Genomic DNA, 13,587 nt, shown 5'->3' on the forward strand with positions numbered 1-13,587 from the left:
GGTCCCCTCCGGCTGGTTCAGTTCTTCCCGTGTTGCTGCGTGCTATGACTGATCGACGGGGTCACATCGACCTGCGCCGCGTCGCCAGCGCGCTCTGTCTGTGTTCTTCGTGTTGATCGTTCTCCCGTAATTCCCGGGCGTTTCCGGGCGCGCACGCACGCGCGCCGACGGCCCGGGGCTCATCACGATCCCGAAGGACATCCGCCGTGTTCGCCGTTCCGCCGAATACCCTTGCCGCACCTGCCGATCTCTCCATCGCGCACCCGGTCCGCATCGCCCGGGAACTCGCCGCCGACCGCGGCTCGTGGACGCACCTGCTGCGCTACGACCCGGACCAGCGCTGGTCGGGCCTGCTCGCGCGCACCGAGAGCTACGAGGCGTGGCTGCTGAGCTGGTTGCCCGGCCAGCACACCGAACTGCACGACCACGGCGGCGCCACCGGCGCCTTCACCGTGATCGCCGGCAACCTGACCGAGCGCGTCGTCCAACCCCGGGGCACCGAGGTGCTGCACCCGCTGACCGCGGGCCAGTCCCGCGTCTTCGGCCCGAACTACGTGCACCAGGTGCACAACGACGGGCCGGACCCGGCGGTGAGCGTCCACGTCTACCGCCCGGCCCGGGCCCGGATGACCCTCTACACCCACGACCCGGTCGCCGGCCTCCGCCAGGCGCGGTGACGCGCGCGGGGCATCCGGGGGACCGGGCGCCCCGCGCCGCAACGACTTTCGCGCCGTGTCCACAATCGACCCGGCCGCGCGGGCTCAGGCTCCGGGCGTGGGTTTCGAGAAGTGGAAGGACGGGATCGCGAATCCGGTCCCGAGGTAGCGGCGGTGCGCGTCGTGGCGTTGCGTGCCCGAATCCAGGTGGATTTCCCGGATTCCGAGCCTGCGGGCCTCCGCGTCGATCCAGTCGAGCAGTGCCTTCGCGTGCCCCCGCTTCCGGGCTGCCGGCAGGGTGACGAGGTCGTCGACGTACAGGTAGTGGCCCCACGCGAACGACCGCCCGGCGCGGAACCCCGCGACGGCGGCGACCTCGCCGGCGCCGTCGAGCGACGCGATCAGCCGGTAACCCGCCGCCCGCTGCTGCTCCGCCTGCGCCCGGAACTCCTCCGGCGAAGCCAGATCCGGCCGCAGCTCGCGGAGCACCGGGTAGGCGGGCGCGATGTCGTCCAGTTCCACGACGCTCATCGCTGGTACTGCCGCTCGCCGACGTGCCGCGGCACCTCGAATCCAGCAGGCAGGTCCGGCGCGGATTCCGGTGCGCCCCAGTGCATGCGCAGCGGCAGCACCCCGGCCCACGCCTCGCCCGCCTCGACGTCCTCGGCGTCGTCGTTGGGGCCGCCGCTGCGGACCTTCACCGCGGCTTCGGCGAGGTCGACGGCGAGGACCGCCGTCGCGGCCAGCTCCCGCTTGTTCGGCTGCCGCGCGTGGTCCCACGAACCGGGCGCGAGCTGTTCGGTGATCACCCGCAGCGCCTGCAGCTTCTCGTCGTCGTCGACGACGTTCCGGGCGCGCCCGTGGATCATTGCGGAGCGGAAGTTCACGGAGTGGTGGAACAGCGAGCGCGCGTAGACGATCCCGTCGAGGTGGGTCACCGTGACGCAGACCTCGACTCCCTCGGCGGCCTCCCGCAGGCTGCGCGCGCCGGTCGAGCCGTGCACGTAGAGCGTGTCGCCGCTGCGTCCGTAGCCTGTGGGCAGCACCCGGGGAGCGCCGTCGACCAGCAGGCCGAGGTGGCAGATCAGGCCGGTGTCCAGGGCGGCGTGCAGGTCGCTGCGCTCGGTGCGGGCCCGGTCGCTGCCGCGGCGGATGGTGGTCCGTTCTGTGGTGGAGAGCTGTCGGGTCACGAGGAACAGGATCTTTCAGCAAGTGGCATTATCGAAGTGCCAATCAGGGAGAATTTCGAAATGCCACATGCCGTGCCCGCTGCCAGCTCCCCGCTGCTGGAGCTGGCCATCGACCTGCGCCGCGACGATCCCCGTCCGCTCGCCGTTCAGCTCGCCGACGCGCTGCGGCACGCCGCCACCCTCGGCCAGCTCCGCGGCGGCGACCGCCTGCCGTCCACGCGCGCGCTCGCGCGGCACCTCGAAGTGAGCCGCACGGTGACCGCCGCGGCCTACGAGCAGCTGCACGCCGAGGGCTGGATCGCCGGGCGGCACGGCTCGGGCACCTACGTCACGACCAGCCCGCCCGGATCGCGGGCCGGAGCGACCACCGGCGCGGACCGCGGCGCGCGGCAGGCGGACGAGCCGATGGTGGTGCTGACGCCCGGCGTGCCGTGGGCGGGCGGAGTCGACCGGGCGGCGTGGCGGCGGGCCTGGCGCGCGGCGGCGGACACCCCGCCCGACTCGAAGCCGCATCGCGGCGGGTCGATCGAATACCGCGAGGCCATCACCGAACACCTGCTGCGCCACCGCGGCCTGGTCGTCGGCGGGCTGACGGTGGACAACGTGCTGGCCACCGGTGGCACCACGTCGGCTGTCGTCGAGCTGGCCGGCTCGGTGCTCCGCCGCGGCGCGGCGGTCGCCGTGGAGGAGCCCGGGTATCAGCGGGCGGTGGGCGCGCTGCGGTCGGTGGGCGTGCGGGTCGTGGCGGCGCCGGTCGATCACGCGGGCATCGTGGTCGATGCCATTCCGCGCGGCGTGCAAGCGGTCTACTGCTCGCCCGCGCACCAGTACCCGATCGGCGGCCGGTTGCCGGCGGAGCGCCGGATCGCGCTGGTGGAGCGGGCGCGCGCCGAGGGCTGGCTGATCATCGAGGACGACTACGACGGCGAGCTCCGCTACGACGTGGCGCCGCTGCCGGTGCTCGCGTCGATGGCCCCGGACGTCGTCGTGCACCTCGGCACGACGAGCAAGATCCTCACCCCGACCCTGGGCGTGGGCTGGATGCTGGCGCCCGACGACGTCGCGGCTTGCGTGCTGCAGCACCGCGATCGCACGGGGACCAGCCCGGCTCCGGCGGGACAGCGCGTGCTGGTGGAGCTTGCCCGCCACGGCGACCTCGGACGGCACCTGCGACGCCTGCGGCGGGAACTCTCGCAGCGCCGGGCGTTCGTGGTGGAGAAGCTCGCGGCAGAAGGCGTCGAGGTGTTCGGCGACCGAGCCGGGGCGCACGTGGTGCTTCCGCTGCCGGACGCGGAGACCGAGCAGCGCGTGGTCGCGATGGCCGCGGAGCGCGGACTGGTGCTCGACGGGCTGCGGCGGCACCACTGCGGTCCGCAGCAGTGGTTCGGGTTGGCGCTCGGCTACGCCGCGTGTTCGCGCGACGAACTGGAACGCGCGCTGCCGATTCTGGCTCGGTTGTGCGGGAACGCGTGAAATAGCTCGCTCGCGGCGGGGAAGCGATCGGTTCCGCTGTGCACCCGGTCAACCTTTGTGAAACGGGCCTTCGGCACGGCAGGTATGGTCCGGCGCATGACACAGCGCAAGACCCGGGTGGCCGTCGTCTTCGGCGGGCGCAGCACCGAGCACGGCATTTCCTGCGTGTCCGCCGGTAGCGTGCTCTCGCACCTGGACCCGGACCGCTTCGAGATCCTGCCGGTCGGCATCACCCGCGAGGGCGCCTGGGTGCTCGGCACCGACGACCCGAAGCAGCTGGAGATCCGGGACCGGCAGGCACCCGAGGTCGTGCAGAACACCGCGCTCGCGCTGCCCGGTGACCCCACCCGCCGCGAGCTGGTGCTGCTGGAGCCGGGCCGCGGCGGCGAGGTGCTGTCGTCGGTCGACGTGGTGTTCCCGGTGCTGCACGGCGCGTTCGGCGAGGACGGCACCATCCAGGGCCTGCTGGAGATGGCCGACGTGCCCTACGTCGGGGCGGGCGTGCTCTCCAGCGCCGTGTCGATGGACAAGGAGTACACCAAGAAGCTGCTCGCCGCGGAGGGCCTGGGCGTGGGGCGCTTCGAGGTGCTGCGCCGCGATCAGGCCACGCTGGACGAGCGGCAGCGCGAACGGCTCGGGCTGCCGGTGTTCGTCAAGCCCACGCGGGCCGGATCGTCGCTGGGCATCACCAAGGTCACCGACTGGGCGGACCTGGACGCCGCGATCGCGGAGGCGCGGCGCACCGACCCGAAGGTGATCATCGAGTCGGCGGTGGTGGGCCGCGAGATCGAATGCGGCGTGCTGGAGTTCCCGGACGGCCGGATCGAGGCGTCGCTGCCCGCCGAGCTGCGGGTCACCGGCGAATCCGACTGGTACGACTACGAGTCCAAGTACCTCGACGATGTCACCGAGTTCGACATCCCGGCCAAGATCGGCGACGACGCGATCGAGGAGCTGCGCGCCGCGGCGGTGCGGGCCTTCCGCGCGCTGGACTGCCAGGGCCTGGCGCGGGTCGACTTCTTCCTCGCCGAGAACGGCGAGCTGATCGTCAACGAGGTCAACACGATGCCGGGCTTCACGGCGATCTCGCTGTACCCGCGGATGTGGGCGGACACGGGCGTCGACTACCGGACGCTGCTGACCACCCTCGTCGAAACGGCGATCTCCCGGGGCACCGGCCTCCGCTGAGCCGGCGGTTTCCACAGCTCAAGGCCCGTGCGCGTTTTGTGTCGCTAGAGCAGCACAAAACGTGCACGGGCCTTTTGGTGCGTCAGGGGAAGACCGGCTGCTTGGGGAGGGTGTTGCGGAGGATCTCGGAGAGGTCCTGGATGGGGCCGGTTCCGGTGCCCTCGGGAGCGGTGAGCGCGACGTACACGGGGCGGTCGACCGCCAGCCACGAGGTGTCGCCGCCCTGGTTGATCTCCAGCCAGCTGACGCCGGAGACGTCCAGCAGCTGCGCCGTCGGCGTCAGCTCCTGCGGGGCGTCGATGCCGCACCGCACCGTCAGCGGGTCGTGCTTCGCATCTCCCCACGCGACGGTTCCCGCCGGCGCCGGCTCCGCCAGCGCGCGGCGCGGCACGAGCGCGTCGCCCACGGCGAGCTCGCGCGGCAGGGCTTGGAGCACCGCCGCGCACTCCGGCGACGACGCCTTCGGCGCCGGGACGGGCGCGAGCGGAAGTGGCCCGGTCCGCCGGGCCGCCTCTGCTTCCGCTTGGGCCTGCTGTGCCTGGTGTTCGCCGTACCAGCCGTATGCGCCGACGCCGGCGACCGCCAGGGCGAGGAGTGCGCCGAGCGTGATCGCCACGATCAACACCGGCCGGGGCAATCCGGTCGCTGATTGGTGAACCACGTCGTCCACTACAGCACGGCCGCCGCCGGGTGCGGTCACCGGCCCGGCCGTGCTCCACTCTGGTGCGGGCTGCCCACCCGCGCTTTCAGCGACGGATCGTCACAGGTGCACCACGGGGCAGGTCAGGGTGCGGGTGATGCCGTCGACGTTCTGGATCTTCGCCACGACCATCTTGCCGAGCTGGTCGACGTTCTCTGCCTCGGCGCGCACGATCACGTCGTACGGGCCGGTGACGTCTTCGGCGCTGATGATGCCGGCGAAGTCCTTGATCTCGCCGGCGACCGCGGCGGCCTTGCCGACTTCGGTCTGGATGAGGATGTATGCCTGAACCACGGCGTGCCCCTTCGTGTGGCCGATGTGCTCGGGGTAGGAAACTGGCAGAAAGTTACCCCATCGGACCGAGCGGATGCTCAAGGAAGGAAGGTCCCAGTTGGGTCCTGATTCATCGCAGGACGCACAGACCGTTTCCCAGTTGGGTGAGTTCGGTCTCATCGATCGGGTTACGGCCGGGCGGCCTCAGTCACCAGGCACGTTGATCGGGCCGGGTGACGACGCCGCGGTCCTGGCAGCCCCGGACGGCCGGGTGGTGGCCGCCACCGACGTGCTCGTCGAAGGGGTGCACTTCCGTTTCGACTGGTCGACACCGGAGCAGGTGGGGCGCAAGGCCGTCGCGGTGAACCTCTCGGACATCGCCGCGATGGGCGCGGTGCCGACCGGCCTGCTCGTGGGCCTGGCGTGCTCCCCGGACCTGCCGACGAACGTGGCCGACGAGCTGTCCGCGGGCATGTGGGAAGAAGCACAGCGGGTCGGCATCGGCATCGTCGGCGGCGACATGGTGTCGGCGACCTCACTGACGATCTCGATCACAGCGCTGGGCGACCTGCAGGGCCGGGAGCCGGTGACGCGGTCGGGCGCGCGGCCGGGGGACGTGGTCGCGGTGGCCGGCCGACTGGGCTGGTCGGCGGCCGGGTTGGCCGTCCTGGGGCGGGGTTTCCGCTCGCCGGTCGCGGTCGTCGGCGCGCACCGCGTGCCGGAGCCGCCGTACGCGGCGGGGCCGCAGGCGGCCGTCGCGGGCGCGACGTCCATGGTGGACACCTCGGACGGGCTGCTGGCCGATCTCGGGCACATCGCCGAGGCGTCGCAGGTGGCCATCGACGTCCGCACCGAGCAGGTCGAGGTGCCGCAGCGGCTGATCGAGGTCGCCTCGGCGCTGGGCGCGGACGCCCGGCACTGGGTGCTCACCGGCGGCGAGGACCAGGCGCTGGCCGCGACGTTCCCGCCGGGGCGTCCGCTGCCGGAGGGCTGGCGCGCGATCGGCGTCGTCGCCGAGGGCGCGGGTGTCACGGTGGACGGCGGCGAGTACGAGGGCCCGGCGGGCTGGGAGCACTGGCGTTGACGCAGGACCGCCGAGGACTTCCCGAAACGCGGAGAACCCCGATGCGCCACCGGCACATCGGGGTTCTCCGCGTTCGGGGCGACTAGCCCGCCGAGGAGCCCGCCGGGGCAGGCGCGTCCTGCATCAGCGGCTTCTTCGCCGTCTCCTTCATCAGCAGGATCGGCACCAGCGCCACCAGGGCCGCGGCCATCAGGTAGAACGCCGGGAACAAGGTGTTGCCGGTCGAGGTCACGACGGCGTCGTTGACCAGCGGCGCGGTCCCGCCGAAGACCGCCGTGGAGATGTTGTACCCGATGCAGAAGGCCGCGTAGCGGACCTTCGTCGGGAACATCGCCGGCAGCGTCGCCGCCAGCGGCCCGATCAGCTGCACGTGCCCGATCGCCAGCAGGCCCAGCCCCAGGATCGTGGTCAGCACGGTGCCCTGGGAGATCAGCATGAACGCCGGGATCGGCAGCACGATGAAGCAGATCGCCGCGGACAGGAACAGCGGTTTGCGGCCGACCCGGTCCGACAGCGCGCCCACCGGCGTGATGATCACCATCATGAACAGCACCGTCAGCAACAGCGGGACCAGGACCTGGTACTCCTGGCCGTCCTCCACGTGGAGCGTGTTCTTGAGGTACGTCTCCATGTAGGTCAGGATCGTGTAGTTGGCGATGTTGATCAGCACCACGATGCCCATCAGGATCAGCAGCTGCCGCCACCATTCCTTGATCAGGTCCTTCAGCGGCGACTTGGCCACCTGGTGCGTCGCTTCGAGCTTCTTGAACGCCGGCGTGTCTTCCAGCTTGCTCCGCAGGTAGAGACCGACGCCGCCGAGCGGACCGGCGATCAGGAACGGAATGCGCCAGCCCCAGCTTTCCATCGAGGCGGTGTCCAGATTCAAGATCAGGATCGTGGGCACCAGCGCGCCGAATCCGAATCCGACGAGCGTGCCGAATTCCAGCCAGCTCCCCCAGAAGCCGCGGCGCCGGTCGGGCGCGAACTCGGCGATGTAGGTCGCCGCGCCGCCGTATTCGCCGCCGGTCGAGAAGCCTTGCAGCAACCGGCACAGCAGCAGGAGCATCGGCGCGAAGATGCCGATGGTCTCGTAGGTGGGCAGCAGGCCGATGACGAACGTCGATCCGGACATCAGCAGGATCGTCACCGCCAGCACCTTCTGCCGGCCGATCCGGTCGCCCAGCGGGCCGAAGAACAGGCTGCCCAGCGGCCGGAACAGGAAGGAGATGGCGAAGACGCCGAAGGCCGAGATGGTCTCGAGCGGGCCGGGGAAGAACTGGTGGCCCACGTATGCGGCCACATATGCATATACGCCGAAGTCGTACCACTCCGTGCAGTTGCCGATTGCCGCTGCGCCAACTGCGCGACGGAGCAGGGAGCGCTGCTCGGCTGATGTTTCGGCTGATTCCTGCGAAGTCATGAGTTTGCGGCCCACCTCCGGGTCATGCCATCCACCCTTGCGGTCTTCAGAACTCCGGTGAACCTAGCTGAGCGGCCTTGAGGAGGCCACCAAAAGACGTGGATTGCGTTATTCCGATGTTATTTCCTATATGCAAAAGGTCACCGAACGAACGGTCCGCGCGTTGTGTCGGAGTGTCGTCGATTTGACAGCCGAATTCGGCGGGTGACTAGCGGAAATGGTGCTTTCGTGTGGCAGTCGGATACGGGTGTGCGCCATATCGCCCGCTATGTTACTTCGATCGAGTGTGACGTGCGACACATTGATCGGTTTGAAGTCGATCTCGGGGCTGTCCGTAGGGCGATCTTGGTCTCTCGCTAGGGTGCTCGCATGGTCGCACGTCCGTTGCAAGAGCTCGTGGAAGCCGGATGGGCGCAAGCCCTGGAGCCGGTCGCCGATCAGATCAAGAAGATGGGCGAGTTCCTGCGCACCGAGGTAGCCGAGGGCCGGACGTACCTGCCCGCGCCGGAGCACGTGCTGCGCGCCTTCCAACAGCCGTTCCACGACGTGCGGGTGCTGATCGTGGGCCAGGACCCGTACCCGACGCCCGGGCACGCGGTCGGCCTCAGCTTCTCCGTCGCGCCCGGCGTCGCGCCGCCGCGCAGCCTGGTCAACATCTACCGCGAGTACACCGAGGACCTCGGCCACCCCAAGCCCACCAGCGGCGACCTCACGCCGTGGACCGAGCGCGGGGTGCTGCTGCTCAACAGGGCGCTGACGGTCCGGCCCCGCAACTCCGGTTCGCACCGGGGCAAGGGCTGGGAGGAGATCACCGCGCAGGCCATCCGCGCGCTGGCCGCGCGGGAGGAGCCGCTGGTGGCGATCCTCTGGGGCCGCGACGCCCGCGATCTGCGCCCGCTGATGCCCGGCGTGGAGTGCGTCGAATCGCCGCACCCGAGCCCGATGTCGGCCGACCGCGGCTTCTTCGGCTCCCGCCCGTTCAGCCGGGTGAACGAGATCCTCGAGCGCCGCGGCATGGAGCCCATCGACTGGAAGCTGCCGTAGAGGGGTTTCTGCTCGCCTTGCTCTGCGGTGCGGGTGGCGGCCCCCTGCTGGAGTTGCGGACGCCGCCTGGACTGTGGGATCCCCGACTTACGTGTGCCTAGCGGCATCGGGGACTGGCCTCGCCCAGTAGCCTAGAAGGCGGGCACAGTCTGAGAACCCGCGGCGGTGCAAGTTGCGTGCGTGGCGAAAGAGGAAGCGGCTGCGCCGCTTGCCTGACCACCCGGTGCCGCCGGGCAAGCCCCGGCGCAGGCGCGTTTTGCCTGTTCGCGGCGTATGGATTTCGGTTCCGCCCGGTCGTACATTGGCCTTTGCCGGATGATGCGTTCGGGGCGGAAGAAGGCCCGTCATGAGAGCCGGCCGGAATGGCAGCGACCTGCGGTGCCTGATCCGCAGGATATTTCCGGGGGCGAACCCGCTGCGGCGGCGCACCGACTACTTCGAGCCCGTCGCGCTGCTGCTGGTCGCGCTGATCGCGGTCGCCACCGTGGTGGCGGCCCTGTTCGTCGCGCAGTCCGAGCTGCGCGGCCGGCTCGCCGACGTGGATCGCGAGCAGGCGGCCAAGCACCAGGTGGTGGCGACGGTCGTCGCCGAGCTCGGCGATGCCGCCGGGACCGCCCACCGGCCGGTCGCGGTGCGCTGGGGACAGGCGCCGGACGAGCACTTCGCCGTCATCCAGCTACCGGCCCGCGCCCCGGCGGCCGGAACCGTTCCGGTGTGGCTGGACCAGCAGGGCCAGCCGACCTCGCCGCCGCTGACCCGAGCTGAGGCGACCCAGGCCGCCGGCATGGCCGGGGCGAGCGTGCTGCTCGGATCCGCGCTGTTCACCACGGTCGCCCTGATGGGAGCCCGGTTGATCGTGACCCGCAGGCGACTCGCGGCTTGGGCCGCGGAGTGGGAGAAGGTCGGCCCCCAGTGGCGCAACCACGCCTCATGAGCCGGTGAACGCAGAAAACCCCGAGGCGCTGGGCCTCGGGGTTTTGCGCGCAGTCGAGTTCAGCCGCGGACGACCTTGCCGGCCTTCAGGCAAGAGGTGCACACGTTCATGCGCTTGCGCTGCGAAAGGCCGATCTTGGCGTGCACGGTCTGAATGTTCGGGTTCCACCGGCGCTTGGTCTTCCGGTGGGAGTGCGAGACCGAGTTGCCGAAGCCTGGTCCCTTACCGCAGACGTCGCAGACGGCAGCCACGTCAGACACCCCTTAACTTTGCTTGACGGTTACAGCGATGAGAGCCGCAAGCGCACCACGGCCGCATCAGCCTCGCGTGAGCGCTCACTGTCCACCGCCGTGACCGGCGGTCTCAGCCCGGAGAACCCGGTTGCCCGGGGTCATCGCCACCCTGGGACCGGATCAGTGTAGCCCACCCGATGGCGGCGCTCCCGGCGGTGGGGGCGAGTGCCGATGCGTGCCGAACCCGGCGCGGACAGCGACTAGTCTCGGACAATCCGATCGTAGGTGGCTGCGTGGGAGGTCGCGGGTGTTGCGGACGCTGACTGCGGCGGCTGCCCGCCGGTGGGCCGACCTGGCGCTGGCCGGGCTGGCGGCAGAGCGCGAGGCGATCGACCGGATCAACGTCTACCCGGTCGCCGACGGCGACACCGGTACCAACCTGCTGCACACGATGCGCGCGGCGGTGGAAGCGCTCGACGCGGTCGAGCCGGACACGCTCGGCGGCGTGCTCGCCGCGTTGTCGAAGGGCGCGCTCGGCGGCGCGTGCGGCAACTCCGGCGTGCTGCTCTCGCAGGCCCTGCGCGGTATCGCCGAGTCACTGCGCGACGTCGCCGAAGCCGACGGCCGGGCCTTGGGTGCGGCGTTGGCCCGTGCGGACGAACTGGCCAGGCAGGCCGTCGCCGAGCCCGCCGAGGGCACGGTGCTGTCGGTGTTGCGCGCTGCGGCGCTCGCGGCCGGTTCCGGCGAGCTCGACGCGGTCGTGCACCGCGCGACCCGGGCCGCCGTCGACGCGTTGGCCGCCACTCCGGGCCAGCTCTCGGTGCTCTTCGACGCAGGTGTCGTCGATGCCGGCGGGCGGGGCCTGGTGATCATGCTCGACGCGTTGCACGCGGTGGTGCGCGATGGCGAGCGGCTCGCGCCCGAGGCGCCCGTGCCGGGCGACTCGGGAGTGCTGGAGCACGAGTCGCAGCACGAGTACGAGGTCATGTACCTGCTGGCCGACACCGATCAGGGCCGGGTCGCGGCGCTGCGCGATGCGTTGTGCGCGCTCGGCGACTGCGTGTCGGTGGTCGGTGACGGTGCGGATTCCTGGGCCGTGCACGTGCACTGCGACGACATCGGGGCGGCGATCGAGTCGGGCATCGGGACCGGGCGCGTGCACAAGATCAAGGTCACCCGGTTCGCCGACCAGCAGGCCGCGTTCGCGCGGGACGTCGCCGTGCTCGCCTGCGTCACCGACGACGTCCTGGGCGAGCTGTTCGCCGCCGAGGGCGCGGATGTGCTGGTCGGCGGCGCGGAGTTGACCGAGGAGCGGCTCCGCGAGGCGTTCGTCGCGACCGGCGCCGCGCACGTCGTCGTGCTGCCCAACGGCGCGGCCACGGCCGCCGCGGTGGAGCGGGTCGGCGCGATCGGCGAGGGGCAGGACGTGGTCGTGGTGCCGATGGCGTCGCCGGTGCAGGGGCTGGCCGCGCTCGCGGTGCACGATCCGACCCGGCGCCGGGCCGCCGACCAGGTGGCGATGGCCGAGGCGGCGGCCGCGACGCGGCGCGGCGAGCTGCGCATCGCCGATGCCGAGGCGCTGACCTGGGTCGGCCGCTGCCTGCCTGGCGACGTGCTCGGGCTGATCGACGGCGAGGTCGTGCTCATCGGCGACGACGTGCCCGCCGCCGCCCGCGAGCTCGCCACCAGGATGCTCGCCACCGGTGGCGAGCTGCTCACGGCGCTGGTCCGGGCCGATGCGCCGGCGGGCCTGCCGGAGGCGCTGGCCGGACACCTCCGCCACGCCCATCCCGAGGTCGAGTTCGCCCACTACCCGGGCGGGAACCTCGACGCCCTGCTCCTCATCGGCGTCGAGTAGCACCTCTGCCGCGTTCGCCAGCACCAGCATCGCTCCGATGTGGTCGCATTTTGCCTGGTCAGACCCGTGTGTACTTCTTGCTGCTATGGCGACAAAAAGTACGCACGGGTCCTGGCCTGCGCGAACGGTGAGGCTGCTGGCAGATAAGAAGTGAATGGTGCTAGTGTCATTAGCATCATGTTGCTTTCGTTGGATTTGCACGATCAGCGGCCGCTGCACGAGCAGGCCGCCGACGCCATCCGGCGCGCCATCACCGACGGCGAGGTCGAGCCGGGCGATCGGTTGCCGCCCGCTCGGGACCTGGCGGTCGCGCTGCAGATCAACCCCAACACCGTGCTGCGCGCGCTGCGCGAGCTGCGCGAAGAGGGGTTGCTGGAGTTCCGCCGCGGGCGCGGCGTCACGGTGCTGCGCCGCCCGGATGCGAAGGCGGCGCTGCAGCGGAAGCTCGGCGAGCTGCTGGCCGAGGCCGAGCGCCACGGCTATCGGCCGGACGACGTCATCGAGTGGATCAGGCAGGGGGAGAGATGAGGGATTCATCCAGGCCGGAGTCGGGCGGCCCATCGGACGCAGGAGGCGAAATGACCTACCGCACCCGGTTCCTGGCCGTTTGGGGCCTCTGGGTCGTGGCCGTGACGGCGGTGCTCTTCTTCGGCATCCGGGCCTTCCGCGACCGGCTGCCCGATCCGATCGCGTCGCACTGGGGCTTCTCCGGCGCGCCGGACGACTCGACGCCGGTCGCGGTATTCCTGATCTTCGTGTCGGTCGGCTGGCTGGTGCTCGGGTCGGCCGTCGCCGGGTACGCCGCGCGCGGCTGGCGGCGACGCCGCACCCGCGCCGCCGCGGGCGCCATCCTCACCGCCGGCGCGGTGTTCATGATCGGCCTGGCGGCGCTGACGGTGTGGTCGAACCTCGACGTCGCCGAGTGGCGGCAGGCGCGGTCGATGAACTGGCAGATGATCCCGGTGCTGCTGATCGCAGCGCTCGCCGGCCGGCTCGGCTGGTTCGCCTACCACCGGGGGCCGGACGAGGCCGCGCAAGACGCAGCCGAGGGGCCGGAGCTGGCGCTGAAGCCGGGCCAGCGGGCGGTGTGGCTGGCGTCGGTGTCGAGCCGGGCGCTCAGCGCGGGCGGCTGGCTCTTGCTGCTGGTCGCGGCCGCGACCGCCGTCTTCCAGCCCTGGCCGATCGTGCTGGCCCCGCTGCTGGCGGGTGCGGCCTGCCTGGCCCTGTCCTCGGCGCGGGTGCAGATCGACGAGCGCGGGGTCCGGGTCGCGTTCGGGCCGCAGCGCTGGCCGGCCCGGCTGATCCCGCTGGCGAAGATCGACGGCGTGCGGGTCGAGACCCGGCGGCCGCTGGAGGTCGGCGGCTGGGGTTACCGGGTCCTGCCGAGCAGCACCGCGATCATGCTGCGCGGCGGCGAGTGCCTAGTCCTGCGGCTGACGTCCGGCCGCGACTTCTACATCAGCGTCGACCACGCCGAACGCGGCGCGGAACTGGTCAACGCGCTCATCACCGAACGCTCGGCGCTGTGAGGGGA

General features: G+C 71.3%; 15 protein-coding genes. 9 read left to right on the forward strand and 6 right to left on the reverse strand.

Annotation, left to right across the window (positions count from 1 at the left end; genetic code table 11):
• Nucleotides 1-206: 206 nt before the first annotated feature.
• Nucleotides 207-677: a cysteine dioxygenase gene (locus BLW84_RS07040; RefSeq protein WP_093262623.1), complete on the forward strand. Its 471-nt coding sequence runs from the start codon at nucleotides 207-209 to the stop codon at nucleotides 675-677.
• 84 nt (nucleotides 678-761) lie between these two features.
• On the opposite strand, the gene BLW84_RS07045 is transcribed toward BLW84_RS07040, so the two are convergent.
• The gene (locus BLW84_RS07045; protein WP_093262625.1) at nucleotides 762-1,187 is read right to left on the reverse strand and encodes a GNAT family N-acetyltransferase; all 426 of its coding nucleotides are present in this window, start codon (nucleotides 1,185-1,187) and stop codon (nucleotides 762-764) included.
• Nucleotides 1,184-1,846 carry a pyridoxamine 5'-phosphate oxidase family protein gene (locus BLW84_RS07050; RefSeq protein ID WP_218157222.1) on the reverse strand — a complete coding sequence of 221 codons (663 nt, stop codon included), beginning with the start codon at nucleotides 1,844-1,846 and terminating at the stop codon, nucleotides 1,184-1,186. The genes BLW84_RS07045 and BLW84_RS07050 overlap by 4 nt, the downstream gene beginning before the upstream one ends.
• Nucleotides 1,847-1,906: 60 nt before the next feature.
• Between BLW84_RS07050 and pdxR the strand changes: the two genes are divergently transcribed.
• Nucleotides 1,907-3,319, forward strand: coding sequence for a MocR-like pyridoxine biosynthesis transcription factor PdxR (pdxR, locus tag BLW84_RS07055; protein ID WP_093262627.1), 1,413 nt, complete (start codon nucleotides 1,907-1,909; stop codon nucleotides 3,317-3,319).
• Nucleotides 3,320-3,415: 96 nt separating this feature from the next.
• Nucleotides 3,416-4,507 carry a D-alanine--D-alanine ligase family protein gene (locus tag BLW84_RS07060; protein ID WP_093262629.1) on the forward strand — a complete coding sequence of 364 codons (1,092 nt, stop codon included), beginning with the start codon at nucleotides 3,416-3,418 and terminating at the stop codon, nucleotides 4,505-4,507.
• Between the two features lie 82 nt (nucleotides 4,508-4,589).
• Here the strand turns inward: BLW84_RS07060 and BLW84_RS07065 are convergent, their stop codons facing one another.
• The gene (locus BLW84_RS07065; RefSeq protein ID WP_245760994.1) at nucleotides 4,590-5,168 is read right to left on the reverse strand and encodes a DUF3515 domain-containing protein; all 579 of its coding nucleotides are present in this window, start codon (nucleotides 5,166-5,168) and stop codon (nucleotides 4,590-4,592) included.
• Between the two features lie 99 nt (nucleotides 5,169-5,267).
• Nucleotides 5,268-5,501: an Lrp/AsnC ligand binding domain-containing protein gene (locus BLW84_RS07070; protein WP_093262639.1), complete on the reverse strand. Its 234-nt coding sequence runs from the start codon at nucleotides 5,499-5,501 to the stop codon at nucleotides 5,268-5,270.
• Nucleotides 5,502-5,598: 97 nt separating this feature from the next.
• Here BLW84_RS07070 and BLW84_RS07075 point away from each other — a divergent pair, with 97 nt between their 5' ends.
• Nucleotides 5,599-6,564, forward strand: a complete 966-nt coding sequence (locus BLW84_RS07075; protein WP_093262641.1) for a thiamine-phosphate kinase — start codon at nucleotides 5,599-5,601, stop codon at nucleotides 6,562-6,564.
• An 82-nt stretch (nucleotides 6,565-6,646) separates the two neighbouring features.
• Here BLW84_RS07075 and BLW84_RS07080 read toward each other — a convergent pair whose 3' ends face one another.
• Entirely contained in the window at nucleotides 6,647-7,864 is a 1,218-nt protein-coding gene (locus tag BLW84_RS07080; protein WP_245760995.1) for an MFS transporter, read from the reverse strand.
• Between the two features lie 489 nt (nucleotides 7,865-8,353).
• On the opposite strand from BLW84_RS07080, the gene BLW84_RS07085 reads away from it, so the two are divergent.
• Nucleotides 8,354-9,028 carry a uracil-DNA glycosylase gene (locus BLW84_RS07085; protein ID WP_093262645.1) on the forward strand — a complete coding sequence of 225 codons (675 nt, stop codon included), beginning with the start codon at nucleotides 8,354-8,356 and terminating at the stop codon, nucleotides 9,026-9,028.
• 346 nt (nucleotides 9,029-9,374) lie between these two features.
• The gene (locus BLW84_RS07090) at nucleotides 9,375-9,962 is read left to right on the forward strand and encodes an Rv1733c family protein (RefSeq protein WP_093262647.1); all 588 of its coding nucleotides are present in this window, start codon (nucleotides 9,375-9,377) and stop codon (nucleotides 9,960-9,962) included.
• A gap of 59 nt (nucleotides 9,963-10,021) precedes the next feature.
• On the opposite strand, the gene rpmB is transcribed toward BLW84_RS07090, so the two are convergent.
• A complete protein-coding gene (gene rpmB, locus BLW84_RS07095) occupies nucleotides 10,022-10,213 on the reverse strand; it encodes a 50S ribosomal protein L28 (protein WP_093262649.1) in 192 nt (63 codons plus the stop codon).
• 289 nt (nucleotides 10,214-10,502) lie between these two features.
• Here rpmB and BLW84_RS07100 point away from each other — a divergent pair, with 289 nt between their 5' ends.
• The 3 genes from BLW84_RS07100 to BLW84_RS07110 all read left to right on the forward strand — a co-directional run bounded on the left by BLW84_RS07100 (nucleotide 10,503) and on the right by BLW84_RS07110 (nucleotide 13,582).
• Nucleotides 10,503-12,053, forward strand: coding sequence for a DAK2 domain-containing protein (locus BLW84_RS07100; RefSeq protein ID WP_093262658.1), 1,551 nt, complete (start codon nucleotides 10,503-10,505; stop codon nucleotides 12,051-12,053).
• Nucleotides 12,054-12,242: 189 nt separating this feature from the next.
• Nucleotides 12,243-12,581 carry a GntR family transcriptional regulator gene (locus tag BLW84_RS07105; RefSeq protein WP_093263073.1) on the forward strand — a complete coding sequence of 113 codons (339 nt, stop codon included), beginning with the start codon at nucleotides 12,243-12,245 and terminating at the stop codon, nucleotides 12,579-12,581.
• 50 nt (nucleotides 12,582-12,631) lie between these two features.
• Nucleotides 12,632-13,582 carry a DUF1648 domain-containing protein gene (locus BLW84_RS07110; RefSeq protein WP_093262660.1) on the forward strand — a complete coding sequence of 317 codons (951 nt, stop codon included), beginning with the start codon at nucleotides 12,632-12,634 and terminating at the stop codon, nucleotides 13,580-13,582.
• Nucleotides 13,583-13,587 lie beyond the last annotated feature (5 nt).

Origin of the sequence: Saccharopolyspora shandongensis (assembly GCF_900106995.1) — a bacterium.
GTDB classification, from domain to species: Bacteria; Actinomycetota; Actinomycetes; order Mycobacteriales; family Pseudonocardiaceae; genus Saccharopolyspora; species Saccharopolyspora shandongensis.

Bases quoted from the DNA above. Each gene is read 5' to 3' on its own strand.
- BLW84_RS07060 (WP_093262629.1), top strand. From the start codon at position 3,416: ATGACACAGCGCAAGACCCGGGTGGCCGTCGTCTTCGGCGGGCGCAGC.
- BLW84_RS07045 (WP_093262625.1), bottom strand. From the start codon at position 1,187: ATGAGCGTCGTGGAACTGGACGACATCGCGCCCGCCTACCCGGTGCTC.
- pdxR (WP_093262627.1), top strand. From the start codon at position 1,907: ATGCCACATGCCGTGCCCGCTGCCAGCTCCCCGCTGCTGGAGCTGGCC.
- BLW84_RS07110 (WP_093262660.1), top strand. From the start codon at position 12,632: ATGACCTACCGCACCCGGTTCCTGGCCGTTTGGGGCCTCTGGGTCGTG.
- BLW84_RS07085 (WP_093262645.1), top strand. From the start codon at position 8,354: ATGGTCGCACGTCCGTTGCAAGAGCTCGTGGAAGCCGGATGGGCGCAA.
- BLW84_RS07090 (WP_093262647.1), top strand. From the start codon at position 9,375: ATGAGAGCCGGCCGGAATGGCAGCGACCTGCGGTGCCTGATCCGCAGG.